This window comes from Thainema salinarum CENA647, assembly GCF_057732415.1.
Genome location: NZ_JBYJZJ010000015.1, coordinates 478,150 through 496,457, shown reverse-complemented (window position 1 = coordinate 496,457; position 18,308 = coordinate 478,150). Strand labels below are relative to the sequence as shown.

General features: G+C 53.9%; 11 protein-coding genes and 2 pseudogenes. 7 read left to right on the top strand and 6 right to left on the bottom strand.

Features of this window, described 5'->3' with window-relative positions; all coding sequences use genetic code 11:
* Window positions 1–96: 96 nt before the first annotated feature.
* Together AC286M_RS04000 and AC286M_RS03995 are read right to left on the bottom strand one after the other, a co-directional pair.
* Window positions 97–789, bottom strand: a complete 693-nt coding sequence (locus AC286M_RS04000) for a response regulator transcription factor (protein WP_488203153.1) — start codon at window positions 787–789, stop codon at window positions 97–99.
* 141 nt (window positions 790–930) lie between these two features.
* Entirely contained in the window at window positions 931–1,944 is a 1,014-nt protein-coding gene (locus AC286M_RS03995; RefSeq protein ID WP_488203152.1) for a nucleoside hydrolase, read from the bottom strand.
* Window positions 1,945–2,273: 329 nt separating this feature from the next.
* On the opposite strand from AC286M_RS03995, the gene AC286M_RS03990 reads away from it, so the two are divergent.
* The 3 genes from AC286M_RS03990 (at window position 2,274) to AC286M_RS03980 (ending at window position 5,326) form a co-directional block, all read left to right on the top strand.
* The gene (locus AC286M_RS03990) at window positions 2,274–2,468 is read left to right on the top strand and encodes a hypothetical protein (RefSeq protein WP_488203151.1); all 195 of its coding nucleotides are present in this window, start codon (window positions 2,274–2,276) and stop codon (window positions 2,466–2,468) included.
* Between the two features lie 43 nt (window positions 2,469–2,511).
* A complete protein-coding gene (gene guaD, locus AC286M_RS03985; protein WP_488203150.1) occupies window positions 2,512–3,855 on the top strand; it encodes a guanine deaminase in 1,344 nt (447 codons plus the stop codon).
* A gap of 109 nt (window positions 3,856–3,964) precedes the next feature.
* Window positions 3,965–5,326 (top strand): amidase, encoded by a 1,362-nt coding sequence (locus tag AC286M_RS03980; protein WP_488203149.1) that lies wholly within the window; start codon window positions 3,965–3,967, stop codon window positions 5,324–5,326.
* A 200-nt stretch (window positions 5,327–5,526) separates the two neighbouring features.
* On the opposite strand, the gene crtL is transcribed toward AC286M_RS03980, so the two are convergent.
* From crtL to AC286M_RS03965, 3 genes are read right to left on the bottom strand one after another with little or no spacing between them, the layout of a single operon-like run.
* On the bottom strand, window positions 5,527–6,759 hold the full coding sequence (gene crtL / locus AC286M_RS03975; RefSeq protein ID WP_488203148.1) for a lycopene beta cyclase: 1,233 nt from the start codon (window positions 6,757–6,759) through the stop codon (window positions 5,527–5,529).
* Between the two features lie 18 nt (window positions 6,760–6,777).
* Window positions 6,778–7,098: a universal stress protein gene (locus AC286M_RS03970; RefSeq protein ID WP_488203147.1), complete on the bottom strand. Its 321-nt coding sequence runs from the start codon at window positions 7,096–7,098 to the stop codon at window positions 6,778–6,780.
* Entirely contained in the window at window positions 7,095–9,827 is a 2,733-nt protein-coding gene (locus AC286M_RS03965) for a cation-transporting P-type ATPase (RefSeq protein ID WP_488203146.1), read from the bottom strand. The genes AC286M_RS03970 and AC286M_RS03965 overlap by 4 nt, the downstream gene beginning before the upstream one ends.
* A 470-nt stretch (window positions 9,828–10,297) precedes the next feature.
* Between AC286M_RS03965 and AC286M_RS03960 the strand changes: the two genes are divergently transcribed.
* The 3 genes and pseudogenes from AC286M_RS03960 to AC286M_RS03950 all read left to right on the top strand — a co-directional run.
* Window positions 10,298–12,283 carry an ABC transporter substrate-binding protein gene (locus AC286M_RS03960; protein WP_488203145.1) on the top strand — a complete coding sequence of 662 codons (1,986 nt, stop codon included), beginning with the start codon at window positions 10,298–10,300 and terminating at the stop codon, window positions 12,281–12,283.
* Between the two features lie 55 nt (window positions 12,284–12,338).
* A complete protein-coding gene (locus tag AC286M_RS03955) occupies window positions 12,339–16,073 on the top strand; it encodes a hydantoinase B/oxoprolinase family protein (RefSeq protein WP_488203144.1) in 3,735 nt (1,244 codons plus the stop codon).
* A 284-nt stretch (window positions 16,074–16,357) separates the two neighbouring features.
* Window positions 16,358–17,410: pseudogene (locus tag AC286M_RS03950) on the top strand (IS1380 family transposase); the annotation flags it as partial.
* A gap of 31 nt (window positions 17,411–17,441) precedes the next feature.
* Here the strand turns inward: AC286M_RS03950 and tnpA are convergent.
* Window positions 17,442–17,885, bottom strand: a complete 444-nt coding sequence (gene tnpA / locus AC286M_RS03945) for an IS200/IS605 family transposase (RefSeq protein ID WP_488202591.1) — start codon at window positions 17,883–17,885, stop codon at window positions 17,442–17,444.
* 40 nt (window positions 17,886–17,925) lie between these two features.
* On the opposite strand from tnpA, the pseudogene AC286M_RS03940 reads away from it, so the two are divergent.
* A pseudogene (locus AC286M_RS03940) lies at window positions 17,926–18,234 on the top strand (transposase); the annotation flags it as partial.
* Window positions 18,235–18,308: the final 74 nt, after the last annotated feature.

Genomic DNA, 18,308 nt, shown 5'->3' with positions numbered 1-18,308 from the left:
CTAAAAAACCGGGGGAGCGCCCCTCCGGGGCGCTCCCCCGGTTTTTTAGATATGCATTTATTTATGCCAACCTACTTAAGTTAATAAAATAAGTCACTAATTAGATAGCGACTCCCCGCCATCAGCGCTGATACGATAGCCTACACCTCGAACTGTTTGTATCAGAGAAAAAGGTTCGTTCCGATCAATTTTGCGCCGAAGGTAGCCTATATACACATCAATTACTTTGAAGTCTCCATAGAAATCAAAGCTCCAGACATGTTGAGCGATTTGAGTTCGGCTTAAAACTTGGCCTGGGTGACGCATCAAATACTCTAACAGAGAAAATTCTCGCGGGCTGAGTTCAATGAGCCGACCACCCCGCCTGACAAACCGTTTGGCGGTATCCATCTCTAGATTTCCTACCTGTAGGATCACATCGGACTGAAGAGGAGGACGCCTTAATAAGGCCCGTAGTCGAGCCAGCAATTCAATGAAGTCAAATGGTTTAATCAGATAATCATCGGCCCCTGCATCTAGTCCCAATACCCGATCCTGTACGCTATCCCGTGCTGTTAAGAGCAACACAGGAGTCTGCAATCCTAGTTGCCGCAGCTCTTTCAAGACAGTAAGACCATCCAATTCAGGAAGTAAAACATCAAGTACGATTACATCGTATTCAGCGGCAACGGCGTAGTTTAGCCCTTCTCGTCCATTAGAAGCCAGATCGACAGCATATCCTGCTTCGTGCAGACCTTGATGAATAAATTTGGAAATCCCTGCATCATCTTCCACGACCAGTACGCGCATGTCAGACTAACTCGTGTTCCTTCATTACCTTCTGTTTAATTTTAAGGATAGTTTAGACCGATGCAGATTAATGCGATCGCAGAAATGCACGTGATATAGCTTTGATCATCAGTGAGTCACAAGAAAAGTCACAAAAAAGAGTCACAAACAATGGCCATTGTCTGACTGTGCAACTAGTATCTTCAAATCCTCAATTAAACTAGCGAGTAAGTTCACGGCATCAACCTGCATTGCCACCCAAGCATTGGCATTTGTTTGGGGTGAAAAACGGCGATCCATAATGGTTTGGCCGTGTGTGTATTCGCCAGTCGTCTCAACTTGTACTTTGGCTCGACGCAGCAGCAACGTTTGAGGATAAAACAAGTAGGCTAGCGTTGCAGCATCATGCACAAGAAATCCAGGACATCCTCCGGTTTCGCGATAGGCAAGATTAGTTTGGGTCAGAAAGCGGCATAGATTACGGATATAAGATGCGATCGCACCTTCATTCGCCTGCGTCAACTGTGCCGCCATCGCATCTGTAAAAATCAGATGGCGCGTCACATCCAGGGGAATTACTACTACATCTTTGGCCGCCTCCAATACCGTCTGCACCGCTGCCGGATTAAACCAGACGTTAAACTCGGCTTGAGGCGTGACATTTCCGGCACAGTCAAACGCGCCCGCCATAATCACAATTTCCTTCGCCTGCTGGAGCACCCCAGGCTGGGTGGCTTCGGCAGCAGCCAAGTTTGTTAAGGGACCAACGACGACCAGAGTGATTTCGCCCGGAGCTTGATTCAAATTGTGAATTAATATGTCGATTGAGCTGGGAGCCTGGTCAACGGCATGAACTGCTGGCTTGAGGCTAGCTGACAGGTTGCCCATGCCGTCTGATCCGTGAATGTGCGAGGCATCGGCCTGCACCAACGTTTGAGCCGACGTTTGAGCCGCTGTGGCACCTCGTCCCACGGAAATGTGGGGAAACCCAACGGTAGTCAAGACTTGGCTGGCGTTAAGAAACGTTTGCTGAGCAGACACATTTCCCGCAGTTGTGGTCACAGCCACCAATTCAGCAAAGCCTTGCTGTACCAGACTTAGCAGCCAAAGCAGCGCAAAAATATCGTCACCGCCAGGGTCAGTGTCCAGAATGATTTTAGAAATCGGTGTAGTCATAAGTGGCAGAAGATACTGTTCATGCAGAGTATCATCTGCAAAATAACCCCTGATAGGGATTGCAGAACAGATTGTCTTCGGCAAATTAGAAAATATGGTAGTTCGCAAAAGTAATAGGTATTAATCGTATAGGCTTAAGTAGCTGCACATAAATAAATGCATATTCAAAAACCCGGGGGAGCGCCCCGGAGGGGCACTTCCCTGAGTTTTTAAGTGCGTTTATTTATGCCAACCTACTTATCACAATAAGTCTTTACTTAAGCACCACTACCAACTCATCAAGCGGGTGCCGCTGTAGCGGTATCATCCAATTCATAGGAGCCAAAGCCATGAATAACGAATCTATTGTCCAACTGTCCGCCTACCCCGGTTGGATTGTGGGCGTGAGCCGCAGTGGCAAAGATAGCTATCTCTGCTGGATTATCAATCCGGAGCTAAACTTGCTGTGCGATCGCAGAACCTACGAAACCAGCAATGCGGCTATGATTGCCGGACGCAGCTTTGTGGAAAGCAATCTAGCCTAATCGTGCGATCCATTCGTTCTTTTGAACCTTAATTCATACCCCTATGCCCAACCCTAGTCAGGATCATGCTTTGCCTTCTGGTCTCAACGCGATTCGCGGCTCATTCTTAGACTGTGTTGGCGATCCGTTCTTTGTTGCTGAAGCAGACAGCGTTCGCTACATCCCAGACGGGTTGCTGGTGCTACGGGACGGCATTGTGCAGGATTTTGGCTCCTATCAGGATTTGGCTCCACAGTATGCTGAGCTACCGACTGTAACATACACAAATCGACTGCTGCTGCCGGGATTTATCGACACCCACATCCACTTTCCCCAGACCGGCATGATTGCGGCTTATGGGGAACAGCTTCTAGAGTGGCTAAATCAGTACACATTTCCCACTGAGCGCCAGTTTCAGGATCGCGATTATGCGCAGGAAGTCGCTCATATTTTTCTAAATGAACTGTTGCGGCATGGTACAACCACCGCACTCGTATTTGCAGCGGTTTATCCCCAATCCACCGATGCTTTTTTTGAAGAAGCTGCCCGCCGCAATCTGCGGATGATTGCGGGCAAGGTGATGATGGATCGCAATGCACCTGATTTTATTTGCGACACGGCCCAATCCTCCTATGAAGAGTCAAAGGCGCTAATTGAGAAATGGCATGGGGTTGGGCGGCTTAGCTATGCTGTTACTCCTCGATTTGCGGTTACCTCTAGCGACGAGCAGCTACAGCTCGCGGGTAAGCTGCTGCAGGAGTTTCCAGGCGTTTATCTGCATACTCACCTATCTGAAAATGTAGACGAGGTAGCCCTAGTCAAACAGCTATTTCCGGAACGAGCAGGTTATTTAGATGTCTATGATCACGCTGGCTTAGTTGGAGAACGGTCTGTCTTTGCTCACGGTGTCCAGCTAACGGATGCAGAATTTCAGCGATTATCAGAGGCAAAATCTGCGATCGCATTTTGTCCAACATCAAATCTCTTCCTGGGCAGCGGTCTCTTCAAAATTGAGCAGGCAAAATCTGCCGACTATCCAGTCAAAGTGGGCTTAGGGACTGACGTTGGGGCAGGTACCAGCTTTTCGATTTTGCAAACGGCCAATGAAGCTTACAAAGTTGCACAGCTAAGGCGGCAAAAGCTTTCACCCTTCAAGGCTCTATTTCTAGCGACTTTAGGTGGAGCGAGGGCGCTGTCTCTGGACGATAAGATTGGCAGTTTTGACGTAGGTAAGGAAGCTGACTTTATTGTGCTCAATCCTCAGGCAACGCCGCTGATGGCATTCCGGAATTCCGGGCCTCATCCTCAATCATTAGCAGAATTGGCAGATCTGGCATTTTCGCTGATCATCATGGGCGATGACCGAGCCGTAGAAGCAACCTATATCATGGGCAAGCTTGCCCATTAGCAGGACTGAGGCAGCATTTCGACTCAAGCAGCCCAATTTCTCATCGGTCTAAGTTCAAGGTATAGTCAGACTGATCAAGCAGTCGGGTTTCAAAGAGTTTCTTCAGTCCATGTCAACTCCGCCGCATGTTCTAACCGCCACAGATGCGATCGCACAACTGCGATCCGGTCAGCTTAGCGCCCAAGATCTGCTTTCTGACTGCTTGCAGCAGATCGAGCAGCAAGAACCACAGATACAGGCTTGGCAATATCTTCAAGCCGATCGGGCCATGGCAGCAGCGCGACAGCGGGACAGACAAATAGCCGAGCAAATAACCGATGGTAAGGGCAATACGATACTGCCGCTACAGGGTGTTCCCGTAGCAATTAAAGACATTATGGCGACGTACGATATGCCAACCGAATGGGGCACACCGATTCACGCGAGACAGCAGTTTGGTTACGATGCTGCCGTTGTTGAGCGTTTATGGGCTGCTGGCGCAATCATCCTAGGCAAAACCACCACCACTGAATATGCCTCTGCTCAAGCGCCCCGTACGACCAATCCGCATCATCCTGATCATACTCCCGGTGGCAGTTCCAGCGGATCAGCGGCTGCGATCGCAGCCAACATGGTACCACTTGCGCTAGGAACGCAAACAATGGGATCCGTCGTCCGTCCGGCTGCCTACTGTGGTGTATTTGGCTTTAAGCCGACCTTTGGCACCGTATCGCGAGTTGGTATTATGCCGGTCAGCCGCGACTTAGATCATGTGGGCTGGTTCGCTCGCAGCATTGAGGATTTAGCCCTGCTGTATCAAGTCTTAGCCGGGTCGGACAGTCGCGACCCGGACTGCTGGGGAGGTAATCTGCAGTCCAACTGGAACCAGACTATTAATTTAGCCAAACCACCTAAAATTGCCCTGCTGCAAGATCCCAACTGGTTCCAGGCAGATGCGATCGCACAGTCCAACCTCTATAATCAAGCCGAAGCGCTAACCGCAGCAGGCGCAACGGTTAAGCCACTCAAGCTACCGTCCGAGTTTGATGCTTATTTTGATTGTGTACAGGTACTGATGTGTAGTGGTTTGGCCGCAAATCATGGGCCAGACTATGAACAGAACTGCGATCGCATGTCGCCTCAGATGCGAGAGCTGCTTGAACGAGGATTTTCATACTCAGCCGTCGATTATGCCCAGGCTCGCCATGCAGTTGTTCACTATCGTCAGTGCCTAGCTAATGTTTTTGACGAATACGATGCCATTCTAACGTTGGCGACTACGGGCGCAGCGCCAAAAGGCTTGACTAGTACTGGATCGCCCATATTTTGCGCTCTATGGACACTGTGCGGTCTACCTGCATTGAGTCTGCCAACTGGCAAAACTGATGGTGGTTTACCATTAGCTGTGCAACTCGTCGGCCCTTGGGATAAGGATTTGGAGTTACTACGGGTTGCTAGCTGGATGCAGGTCTCTAGTAGTCTGTCAAAGTAGAGATGAGGAGGAAAAGCAAATTCCGACTAATGGCTACTGTGTACACACAAGTCTCTAGACTCCGTCTCAACGTTGAGATCCCCCTAAATCCCCCTTGAAAAGGGGGAACTTTGAGTCAATTCCCCTCTTTTTAAGGGGGGCTAGGGGGGATCGTTCGGGGTTGAGAGGCAGTGATCAAAATGTGTGTACATAGTAGCCGACTAATGGAGGGTCAACGCCCGCCACAGGAGTGCCCGATCGCTCCAAGCAGAGCGGATTAAATTCCACCGAACGTCATTGGTGGTGTGACCAAATAAGTTCATCATCGCTTGTAACAGGTCAGGGGTAGAAAGCGTATTGGCCAAAAAAGCGCCCCACTGCGATCGCGGCAAATGAAAGAAGGACGCAAAGAAGGCCTGTAGAGTTTGTTCATCAAACCGCATCAAATTCTCTAGACCAAACAGATAGAGGGCACGTTTACGCGTCTCATCGCTTGACCACAGCGTTTGCCATGCAGATGTAGCCATGCTCGTGGGAGCCACGGTGGGATTTTCAACCGCGTGCCTGATCATCTTCGCGACCCCAGGCGCACGTCGCAGCAACGCACCCACCATATAACCTGAGGCAGGATGCACCATACTCGCCGCTCCACCAAAACCCACCACTGCCTGATCGAAAGACGGTAACGGTAAATTCATGGGAAACAAACAGTATTCAACGTGCTGTACCTCTGTTACCTGCACCCCCCGAAAGGCAAGCCGCTTCTCTAACCGCTGCTGCAGTACCTCAAATGTCACAGCCGGACTGCTGGCCAATGAAGTCTCTTCTACAAAAAAGACACCATCTCCTAAATCCATGGCATAGAGGAACGTCGGTGGGGCTTTGCGCTCATCCGATGACAGGTGGTCTGCCCGATAATCCATTAAGACAAACTGTTGGGGCGCAATCGGTGGTGACGAAAATCTGCCGACAACGCCGTATGCTGCCTGGTAAGCAATGCGATCGCTGTTGGGTCTTTTTAACAGAGCGGGGTTGTGACCACTGGCATCGATCACAATTCGGGCGGATAAAGCCGTTCCTGCTGTGGTTGTGACATTAGAATGATCGGCTAAATGATCCACAGTGGCAGCCGTCCCCTGATACCACACCATCTGGCCGCGATCGCAGCGTTCCAAAAAATAGTTTTGCAGTTGGGTGTTATCGAATAAACCATAGTCCCGCTGCAGGGCAATTTCTTGTTGAGAAGTATAAGCCACGGTGTTTTGCCAACGGTGGCTCAAAAGATGCGTCAAGTTCAGCGGCTCTAATTCATCGCACCAAATTCCATAGGTATTTGACCACTCAACCGGAGGCGGAACGGGCGCTAAACCTGCAACGTTCAACCCTTCATCACACAGCGCGGCGGCAATCGCCAGTCCTGCAGGTCCAGAGCCAACGACTAAAGCATCAAACACCAAACTCTACCCTCCCTGTTAGTTTTCCTTATATTTTCGCATTGCCTCATCTGGCTCATGCACTACCATAACAGAGCAGGTTGCGTGATGTACGACGTAGTTGCTGACGCTGCCTAGCAGCATTTCATTCAAGCCCTTGCGCCCATGACTACCCATCATAATCAAATCAGCGCCCCAGTTTTTTGCTAGAGGCTGGGTCAGGCTGTTGTCTCGTTCAGGTATTAAAACACTCAGCAGATTGAGATTAGCCTGCAGGGGTTGGGCCAATTCTACGGCCCGATTAAAGACACTCTGACAGGTATCGCCGTAATCAAGTGCAACGAGAATATGTTTGATCATTTTTTCGCATTCCGTGGATCAATTCGATTGACGAGCACTGCAAACGGCACCATGGGGAGCATTGGCAGCAAACAAATTAACCACTGATTCCAGGTCAGGGGTGCCGTTTCAAACAGCGTGTTCATCACTCCCCATTGACTGAATATCACCTGCAAAACCACCGCTCCAAGAATGCCGCTAATCAGGATGGGGACGTTAGGGATAGATGCTGTCCGACGACTTAAGAAATGAAGGATGCTAACACCTAACTGACTGATACTGAGCAGGTAAATGATGCGGGCCGCCACCAGGGCTTGAATAGCCATAGTGCGGGCAACGGCAATATCCCCAGTGGTCGCCTTGGCCCATTCAAACATGCCGAAAATCAATATCCAGTTAAACAAGGAAACCGCCAGAATTCGGCGCAGGAGCCGTCCGGTAAGCAGCGATTCACCAGGGGGTCGAGGCGGTTGCTGCATCAAGCCGTCCGACTTGGGCTCAAAGGCCAGCGGCACGGTCATGGTGAGGGAATTGATCATATTTAGCCACAGCACCTGGAGGGAGAGGATCGGCAAATCTCTGGCCAGCAAAGCGCTGATCAGAATGGTCATGGATTCGCCGCCGTTGACGGGCAGCAGAAATGCGATCGCTTTCCGCAAGTTTTGGTAAACGGTGCGCCCTTCTTCCACCGCCGCTTCGATGGAGGCAAAGTTGTCGTCAGTGAGCAGCATATCAGCGGCTTCCCGCGCCACTTCGGTGCCGTTTTTGCCCATCGCGATGCCGATGTCGGCCTGCTTCAGCGCGGGGGCATCGTTGACGCCATCCCCCGTCATCGCCACGATGTTGCCCTTGAGCTGGAGGGTTTCCACCAGCCGCAGCTTTTGGGCGGGGGCGACTCTAGCGAAGACATCCCCATCAGTGACGGCCTGAGCCAGTTGGGCATCGTCCATCGCCGCCAGTTGCTTGCCCTCAAAGGCGATCACCTGATTAGATTGCTGGATGCCCATACGGTGAGCAATCGCCTGAGCGGTTGCAATGTGGTCACCCGTAATCATCTTCACCCAAATGCCCGCCGACTGGCAGGCGTGGACGGCTGCGATCGCTTCTGGACGAGGCGGGTCAATCATGCCCTGTAATCCCAGAAAGACCAGACCCGACTGAATATCGTCGTGGTCGATGGCGTGGTGGCGATCGCCAACCGTTTTGCGGGCAAAGGCTAGCACCCGTAGGCCATTGGCGGTCATGGCGGTAATCGCCTGCTCGATGGTGGATTGATCCAACGGTATTAACTGGCCTGACTCGGTCATGGTGTTGGAGCAGCGTTGCAGCAGTGCCTCCACAGAGCCTTTGACGTAGACGACGCGAGGGAGAGCATCGTGCAGGGTCGCCATGTACTGATATTCCGACTCAAAGGGAATGGAATCAAGTCGGGGCATTAAACTGGTCATGCCCGACTGGTTCAGGTCTGCTTTTGCCGCTGCTGCAATCAAGGCCCCTTCCGTCGGGTCGCCGACCACCGTCCAGTAGTCTCCCGTTTGCTTGAGCTGGCTATCGTTGCACAGTACACCCGCCACCAGACATTCCCGCAGGGCGTCTGGTAAGCGATCGGCCAAGAAGCAATTCTCGGCGGTGTCAACCGCCCCCAAACCGATGTCGCCCTTGGGGCTGTAGCCGCTGCCGCTGACTTGATAAGTCTGTTCTCCGGCGTAAATGGCCTGCACCGTCATCTGGTTTTCGGTGAGGGTGCCCGTTTTGTCGGAACAGATCACGGTGGCGCTGCCCAGAGCTTCCACAGCGGGCAGCTTGCGGATGATGGCGTTGCGGCGAGCCATGCGGTTGACCCCGATCGCCAGCGTAATCGTCACTACGGCAGGCAATCCTTCAGGGATGGCACTCACCGCCAGGGCTACCGCCGCTTCAAACATGTATTCCCAGGACTCGCCTTGGCCCAGACCGATGGCAAAAGTGAGGGTGGCCAAGGTCAGGATGCAGTAGAGCAGGGTGCGGCTAAAGGCGGCAAACTTGCGGGTCAGGGGAGTCGTCAGGTTGACCCGCTGCTCCATGGAACGGGAAATCTGTCCCACTTCGGTAGCGCCAGCGGTCGCTACTACCAGGCCCGTACCCTGGCCAAAGGTGGCAAAGCTGCCCGCATAGGCCATATTGGTGCGCTCCGCCAGTGGCGTATCGGCGGGCAGCGGTTCAATGGATTTCTCGACGGGAACAGATTCTCCGGTCAGAGCCGATTCATCCACCTGAAGATTCCGCGACTTCACTAGGCGGAGGTCGGCTGGCACCTTATCCCCCGACGACAGCAGCACGAGGTCCCCCGGTACCAAATCTTGGGACTGCACCCGCAGCATCTGCCCGCCCCTAAGGACGGTGGTTTCGGTAGCAACGGCTTTGGCCAGAGATGCGATCGCACCTTCGGCCTTGGCTTCCTGCACATAGCCGATGATGGCGTTGATCACCGTCACGCCCCAAATCACTGCCGCATTCGTCCAGGAGCCCAGAAACGCTTTCACCGCCCCCGCCAGCAGCAGGATGTAGAGCAGCGGCTGGTTGAACTGCAGCAGAAACCTCAGCCAGGCAGGCTTTCCAGGTTTTACAGGCAACTCATTCCGACCGTAGGTTTCGTATCGATTCGCAACTTCTTCGGCGGTCAGCCCCGAATTCAGGTTGGTCTTGAACTGTGTGGCGATGTCATGAATAGAGTCTTCATGATAAGACCGCGATCGCGACTCAACTAGCATCACAACCTCCAGCACATGCTTGCATCTTTGAGGGGGAATTAGCGGTTGAGTCGGCGCGGGCTTTCTCCACGCAAAATCAACGGCTGAACGATTCTTTCACCATGTCTCTAAACTCGATGCTAGCAGAGGGCAGATCTCAGGGTAATAGAAGATACATATTGCTTCGATAGAGTCTGTTCCTTTTCCTTGACCATTATCTAATTTTTGCGATAGCGATAACCATATGGGTTAGGACGTTGTATGGCATGGCAATGCTGCGCACCACAACGTCCGTGTCCTAACTTATCTGGCTACAGATAGAAAAGAATGCAGGAGCTAACCGTTACCCATTCGATCGCTGTTACGGGTAATCCGGCTGTGAGAACTGCCAGACAGAGCTTCGACAGGTGTTGCCACAATCAGCAACAGTTGTTGTCGCCGCTGACTTATCCCTATCGGTATGATTTTGGACAGTGAGCGAGAGAAGCATAATGGCGACGGATTTTCGACCCGCTGTTGAGGCACTGGAAATTGATTGGGCGCGCCTGTGGCAAAACCTACCGCTTGAAGAGAGCGATCGCAATATTGTTTGTCAGTTGTTGATCGGGCAGTCTCGTCAAGATATCGCGGTGCAGTGGGCGGCCCAGCGATGCCAGTGTACTGAGGCTGACCTGCAAGCGGATCTGGAACGGATTAAGCAGGCTGAGGAACAGATCCAACAGGCTGCTGCTCGAAAACTGACCAAAGCAGAGGTGCGATCGCAGCTCTCTCTAGCGGATCAGCACCTGAGAGAACAGGTTGAAAGCGCCGATCGACAGATTCGCGATCGGCTCAGCGGCAAGATTTATCCAGAGTTGGCGGCGTTGATGCAGGTTCCACGGGAAACGATCAGCGGCAACTGGGTAAGAATTCTCAACTTTCTTTACCATCCACAGCAGGGGTACCGTCTGCATCCACCCTTGCAGCTCAATAGCGACAACTTTCAGGGTAGCCTGGGTCGGCAGGTGTTTTTGTCGCCGCCGGATCGGGCGATTGCTCAGGCCCAACGCGAGGGGGCGCGATTTTATCAGCGAGGGCTGTATTACCAGTCGCTGCATGCCTTTGCGGCAGCCTGGCGACAGGAGCAGACAACCTTTGGCCGGGGCAATCCCGAAATTCTGATCTATCTCAACAACTGTCTGGTGGAACTCTATCGCGATCGCATCCAACATCGCGACATCCAAAACGCCTTGATTGCGGTGGTAGTCCCCTTTCATCACAATCAGGGACAGGTGGCGGCAGAAGTGCTGCGGGGAGTGGCGCAACTGCAATGGCAGACGAACTGGCGCTGGTTGCAGCTTCTCCACTGCGATCGCGAACTGGATCTGGCTAAGTTGCCGCCAATGGAGCGCAGCGAAACCGTGGGATTGGAGCAACCGCTGGCGCTAAACATCATGGTGGTGAACGATCCCAATCATGTCTATGATGCTGACAATCCGACAGCGGAACGACTGGCCGCACTGGCCTCGGAACTCAACCTGATGGCGGTTATTGGCCACTATTCCAGCGAGATGACCGAGAAGGCACTGCCGTTTTATGCCCAAGCAGGACTACCGCTCATGAATGCCAGCAGTACTTCTGATGTCCTCTCTGCGCTGTCGGACGGACTCCAGCCCTCTTTTTTCCGACTGACGACGCCGGATCGCCATAACGCCACTGCGCTGATGACGTATCTGGCCGCCAGAGGAGCCGCAGAATCCTGCAAAGCACCCCAACGAATTGCACTAATTTACAACCGCAACAGTCAGTACTGCCTGTCCTATCAAGCGGTGGTGAAGGCTTACATTATCGATCATCCCGATCAGTTTACGCTGCTGGCCGACTGCGATCGCATTAGTGATCAGCCTGACCAGATTCATCGCTATTTACAGGAAATAGAAGCTCAAGCTGCCGATATTTTGCTGGTGATTCCAGATGGTGGACTGGAGCCAAATTCGCTCAATAACGCTGGCCTGATCAGTCGGCTCAATTTCAAAACTGGCCTGATTGCGGGGTCAGCTACCTTTTATCAGGACAACGTGCTGCACTGGATGTACGAACGGGCTCACCCCGCTACCGCTGCCAGTCAGCCAGCAATTGTCGCCTGCGTTCCCTGGCATACCAACAGCGATCGCACGAGCGCCAGCAGTCAGCCGTTTTGCCAATTGGGACAAGCTCTCTGGGGCACTAACCTGCTCACCTGGCGCAGTGCCCTGGCTTACGATGCTCTGCTCATGCTCAAGACGGTGCTGGCACGCTGGCCCTGTCCCGATAGCGTAACTCTGCTACAGCAGCTTAATCACTATTTTCGAGTCCAGAAAAAGCCGCTCCAGGGAGTCACAGGCGCAATTGAGTTTGCAGATAGTTGCGATCGCATTCATCCCCCGACTGAGATCGTCACCGTCAAGCCTGATGCCGCCCAGCAGCGCTGGATCTGGGATGTGGCTGATCATCTATGACTAGTCATCCAGAACTATGCCCCTTCATCAAGCACCTCATTAAGGAAAGATAACCATGCTCAAAGTCTTTGCCGATCGCGGCGGTACCTTTACTGATCTCGTTGCTGTTACTGACGATCCCGCTGTGGCGAAACGGCTGTCGCAGCAGAGTCGCTTTCAGGTAATGGCGCTGCCGGAGCAGCAGTGGGTGATTATCTACAAGCTGCTATCAGAGCAGCCAGAGCGCTATAAAGACGCGGTGATTCAAGGCATTCGTGACATTTTGGGACTGTCACCGCAAGAACCGATTCCAGCGGGCGAAATTGAAGTAGTTAAGATGGGGACAACGGTGGCGACGAATGCGCTGCTGGAGCGCAAGGGCGATCGCACTCTCTTTATCACCACCGCAGGGTTTCGTGATGCCCTGCGGATTGGCTACCAGAACCGGCCCAAAATTTTTGCTCGCCATATCGAGCTGCCGGAAATGCTCTACGAGCGGGTGGTAGAGGTGGACGAGCGCTATTCTGCCCAAGGCGAGGTACTGGTGCCGCTCACGGATGCCGTACTGGCGCGGGTCACCCAGGATCTTCAGACTGCTTATGACGATGGTATTCGGGCCTGTGCGATCGTGTTCCTGCACGGCTATCGCTATCCGGAGCACGAGCAGCAGGTCGCTGCGATTGCGCGACGAATCGGCTTCAGCCAAGTTTCGGTTTCTCACGAAGTTAGCCCACTGATGAAATTCGTCAGCCGAGGCGATACGACGGTTTTGGATGCTTACCTGTCGCCCATTCTGCGCCGCTATGTCGATCAGGTCGATGCCGCTCTCCAGCCCCTTGATCCGAGTGATGCAGGGCCAAAGCTGGAGTTTATGAAGTCGGACGGGGGGCTGACGGATGCGCGGCTGTTTCAGGGCAAGGACAGCATTCTGTCGGGGCCAGCGGGGGGCATTGTCGGCGCAGTGAAAACCAGTCTGCGGGCGGGGTTCGACAAAATCATCGGCTTTGACATGGGCGGCACTTCCACGGATGTATCGCACTACAACGGCGAGTACGAGCGCACCTTTGAAACAGAGGTGGCCGGGGTGCGGCTGCGGGCCCCGATGCTGTCGATTCACACGGTGGCGGCGGGGGGTGGCTCGGTGCTGAGCTTTGACGGGTCACGCTATCGGGTGGGGCCAGAGTCGGGCGGGGCTGATCCGGGGCCAGCCTGCTATCGCCAGGGCGAGCCGCTGACCGTGACAGACTGCAATGTGATGCTGGGCAAGCTTCAGCCGGACTTTTTTCCCCAGGTGTTCGGGCGAGCGGGCAATCAGCCGCTAGATGTCGAGGTGGTGCAGCAGGGGTTCGCTGACCAGGCCGCCGCGATCGCAGAGCAGATCGGCGATCGCCGCACGCCAGAGCAAGTGGCCGCGGGATATCTGGCGATCGCAATTGACAAAATGGCCAGCGCTATCAAAAAGATCTCGGTGCAGCGGGGCTACGACGTGACCGAGTACACCCTCTGCTGCTTTGGCGGCGCGGGTGGCCAGCACGCCTGCCTGATTGCGGAAGCTCTGGGCATGACGCAGATTTTTCTACATCCCTACGCGGGGGTGCTGTCAGCCTACGGCATTGGTCTGGCAGACATTCGCAGCCTGAAGGAACGGGCCGTAGAGGAGGAACTGACCGCCGCGCTGCTGCCCCAGCTTCAGCAAACCCTGGCCGATCTAGAAGTGGCAGGCAGCGACGAAGTGCGCCAGCAAGGCATTGAGGCAGCAGCGCTGAAGGTCGTGCCCAAGGTGCATCTGCGCTATGCGGGTACGGATTCCGCTCTACTGGTACCCTTTGGCGAGTTGGAGGAAATGCGATCGCACTTTCAGCAGCAGCACCAGCAGCGCTACGGCTTCACCCGTCCCGACAAGGCGCTGATCGTCGAATCTCTCTCGGTGGAGGTAATCGGCCAAACTCCCTCGCTGGCAGAACCCCGGCTGGCCACCCGCATCACGCCCCTGGAACCTGCCGCCACCGTTTCCTTCTACAGCCGCGACCAGTGGCACCCTGCCCCCGTATATCAGCGGGAAGCCCTAGGTGCAGACGATACCATCCCCGGCCCCGCCCTGATTGTGGAAGCCACGGGCACCAACATCATCGAACCCGGCTGGATCGCCCACCTCACCGAGCGCAATCACCTGATCGTCAAGCAAGCAGAAGGCAGAAGGCAGAAGGCAGAAGGCAGTATCGATTCGCCCGCCCAGTCTCCCCAATCCCCAATCCCCAATCCAAAATTCCCAATCCAAAATTCCCCCGATCCCGTGCTGCTGGAGATCTTCAACAACCTGTTCCAGTCCATCGCCGAGGAAATGGGCATTACCCTGCAAAACACCAGTCATTCGGTGAACATCAAGGAGCGGCTCGACTTCTCCTGTGCCTTGTTCGACGCGGCGGGTCGGCTGGTCGCCAATGCGCCCCACATTCCCGTTCACCTGGGCTCCATGAGCGAGAGCGTCCACAGTCTGATTGCGGCGCGGGGCGACATGCTCAAACCGGGGGATGTCTATGTGTCCAACAATCCCTATAACGGCGGCACCCACCTGCCCGATATCACCGCGATTACGCCCGTCTTTATTGAGGGCGATCGTCCCCTGTTCTACGTAGCCTCGCGGGGACACCATGCCGATATCGGCGGCATCACCCCCGGCTCCATGCCGCCCAGCAGCACCACCATCGATCAGGAAGGTGTGCTGCTCGACAACCTGCAACTGGTCGATCAGGGGCAGTTTCTGGAGGCCGACCTACGGGCTAAGCTGACGGGCGGCCCCTACCCCGTCCGCAATCCCGAGCAGAACATTGCGGACTTGCAGGCCCAAATTGCCGCCAACGAGCGGGGCAGTCAGGAACTGCGCCGCATTGCCGCTCACTACGGCCTGGATGTCGTGCAAGCCTACATGCACCACGTCCAGGAAAATGCCACCGCCTCGGTGCAGCGGGTGATTGGGCGGCTCAGCAACGGCCAGTTCTCCTACCCGATGGACGACGGCAGCCAAATTCAGGTGCAGGTCACGATCAATACCGCAGACCGCACGGCCCACATTGATTTCACGGGCACCTCGGCCCAGCATCCCGGTAATCTCAACGCGCCGCTGGCGATCGGTAAAGCAGTCGTACTCTACGTCTTTCGCACCCTAGTGGACGACGAAATTCCCCTGAATGCGGGCTGTCTCACCCCCATCACCATCACGATTCCCGAGGGCTGTATGCTCAATCCTCGCTATCCGGCAGCGGTGGTGGCAGGCAATGTAGAAACGTCGCAGGCAATCGCCAATGCCCTCTACGGGGCGCTAGGCGTGATGGCCGCATCCCAAGGCACGATGAACAACTTTACCTTTGGCAACGCCCGCTACCAGTACTACGAAACCATCTGCGGCGGTGCAGGGGCAGGATCAGAGTTTGACGGAGCGGACGCGGTGCAAACCCACATGACTAACTCTCGCCTCACTGACCCCGAAGTGCTGGAGTGGCGCTTCCCCGTCCTGGTAGATACCTTCACCATTCGGCAGCATAGCGGTGGAGACGGTATCCATCGCGGCGGCCACGGCGTCGTGCGGCGCATCCAGTTTCGCGAACCCATGACGGCGGCGATCCTATCCAGTCATCGCCAGGTACCGCCCTTTGGCCTCAAAGGCGCGGAGTCCGGCCAGCCCGGCAGAAACTGGGTGCAGCGCCAAGACGGCACCGTGGAACCGCTTAATGCCTGCGCGGAGGTGAAGATGCAGCCCGGCGATCGCTTCGTCATCGAAACCCCCGGTGGTGGTGGCTATGGTCGTCTGTAACTAACCTGGGGTGGCACTGCTCACCCCCTAGCCCAACAGACTGCGATCGCAAATCTTTGATTCGCTGTATTCGCTTTGTGCGCTGGGCTTCCGTATCTTAGATAGGAATGAAAGCGGGATGTAAAGGCGCTGCCTTTACATCCCGCTTTTACATCCCATTTTGTCCCAGATTCAGCCAGTCCTAGCCTGGATTATTCACGAAGAGGCAAAAGAAAGATGAGAAAAAGAGCTTGAAACCGAATAGAATCAAGCTCTCTAACATTTTTTAGTGTCCTCATTGTGCCATGACAGAGCGTGATTCAGATCTGCCCTACGATTTTTATTCACATCGGTCCCTCGTGGTTCGCTTCTCCGATCTGGAATTGAGCTCGGATGCGGGAATTCTGTTAGCGCGACAAGCGGAGCAACAACAGCAAGTTTGCCAGGGCATTGCCGAGTGTATCGAGGAGTGGCGAGACCCGAATCGAATTACCCACAGCCTGCATCAGTTAGTGAGTCAACGGGTGTATCAGATCGTCGGAGGCTACGAGGATGCGAACGATAGCAATCGGTTGCGGCATGACCCGATTTACAAAGTCGCCTGCGACCGGTTGCCGGTGCCAGATGCAGAGCATTTAGCCAGCCAACCGACGATGACACGACTGGAAAACCATGTAAGCAAAGCGGAGGTCTCGCGGATGCGTAGTCGGATGGTCGATAGCTTTATCATGCAATATCAACAGCCCCCGGACGAGATTGTGCTGGACATCGATGGCTGGGATGACCCGACCCACGGGCAGCAGCAATTGAGTTGTTTTCATGGCTATTATGGGCAGCACATGTACTTTCCAGTGTTGATCAATGAAGCCAAGAGTGGTTACCCGTTAGTCTTGCAACTGCGAGCAGGCAATAGTCATCCGGGTAAAGGGGTGGCAGGCATTTTGCGTTGGTTATTCTGGCACTTGAAACGAGCCTTTCCGGGGGGTCGGATAATCCTGCGAGCCGATGCTGGCTTTGCCTTGCCGGAAATCTTACGGGTCTGTGAATGCTCAGGGGTGGGATATGTCATTGGTTTTGCCCGCAACGCAGTCACAGAACGCAAAATCTCAGACCTGTTGGAGCGAGCACGGTTGCAGTTCCTCAAAACAGGAGAGAAAGCCCGCTTGTTTGATGATGTTTACTATGCCGCTGCCAGTTGGGAAGCCCCACGGCGGTTGGTGATGAAAGCAGAGTGGCTACCCAAAGGGTCTAATCCACGCTTTGTACTGACCAACCTAGAGGAACCCCCGCAAACCATATATGACGACTTTTACGTGCAACGAGGAGCCGATAGTGAGCACCGCATCAAGGAAATGAAATACCCCGCCGCAAGCGGACGGGGTATCAGAATCAAAAAAGAGCAAGTTGATTATCCCGATGCAATTTGAGGTAATCTTTGCCTTGGGCTTGAACATATTTGGCGATCATTCCTTCATCCCCGTGGCGGCCTACTGTACTCGCAAAATATCCATCACTCCAAAACTCGCCTCCCCAAAGTTTCTGCTTCACTTGAGGGCATCGTTTGAAGACTTCTCGTGCAGTTAAACTTTTCAGCATCGTTACCAGTTTGGTCACACTATAGGTCGGCACGGACTGCACTAGAAAATGGACATGGTCTTTGTCCACTCCAATTTCGACAAACTTCACCTCGTAGCGTTTCTCGATTTCGAGGCAGACCTCTCGCAGAACCGCATCTACTTGCTCATCAAACACAACCCGTCGATACTTTGCTGGAAACACTAAGTGGTATAGCAAAACTGTTACGTTATGACTCTTGTGGATGTACTCACTCATTCTTAGATCTTACGCCGCAGAGCGGCGGGGAATGGACCCCAAGAGATTCAAACTGGGGATTCAAGCCGACCGTCTCAGTTGCCACAATTTTATCGCCAACCAGTTTCGCCTGTTACTGGCACAAGCTGCCTACATCCTCCTGCTGTCAATTCGACAATCGGCTAGGGGAACCCAATTTGCCACTGCCCAAGTTCCACGCCTGCAAGCGATGCTGATCAAAGGGGCAGCCAGGGTTAGAGTGTCTGCACGGCGAGTATTAGTGGAATTAGCGGCTTATTGTCCGTTTGCTCAAGAATTGCGTCAAATTACACAACAATTGGTGTCATCAAAAGTGCTGCCATTGGGCTAATTTGGGTCTTGTCGTAGGAGTAGTGTGTCTATTAGCCTGAATTTCAGGCTATTTTAGCCATTTCTGTTACTGTT

Excerpts from the sequence above, each read along its gene's own strand:
- AC286M_RS04000 (WP_488203153.1), bottom strand. The coding sequence starts at position 789 with ATGCGCGTACTGGTCGTGGAAGATGATGCAGGGATTTCCAAATTTATT.
- AC286M_RS03995 (WP_488203152.1), bottom strand. The coding sequence starts at position 1,944 with ATGACTACACCGATTTCTAAAATCATTCTGGACACTGACCCTGGCGGT.
- AC286M_RS03990 (WP_488203151.1), top strand. The coding sequence starts at position 2,274 with ATGAATAACGAATCTATTGTCCAACTGTCCGCCTACCCCGGTTGGATT.
- guaD (WP_488203150.1), top strand. The coding sequence starts at position 2,512 with ATGCCCAACCCTAGTCAGGATCATGCTTTGCCTTCTGGTCTCAACGCG.
- AC286M_RS03980 (WP_488203149.1), top strand. The coding sequence starts at position 3,965 with ATGTCAACTCCGCCGCATGTTCTAACCGCCACAGATGCGATCGCACAA.
- AC286M_RS03970 (WP_488203147.1), bottom strand. The coding sequence starts at position 7,098 with ATGATCAAACATATTCTCGTTGCACTTGATTACGGCGATACCTGTCAG.
- AC286M_RS03965 (WP_488203146.1), bottom strand. The coding sequence starts at position 9,827 with ATGCTAGTTGAGTCGCGATCGCGGTCTTATCATGAAGACTCTATTCAT.
- AC286M_RS03960 (WP_488203145.1), top strand. The coding sequence starts at position 10,298 with ATGGCGACGGATTTTCGACCCGCTGTTGAGGCACTGGAAATTGATTGG.
- AC286M_RS03955 (WP_488203144.1), top strand. The coding sequence starts at position 12,339 with ATGCTCAAAGTCTTTGCCGATCGCGGCGGTACCTTTACTGATCTCGTT.
- tnpA (WP_488202591.1), bottom strand. The coding sequence starts at position 17,885 with ATGAGTGAGTACATCCACAAGAGTCATAACGTAACAGTTTTGCTATAC.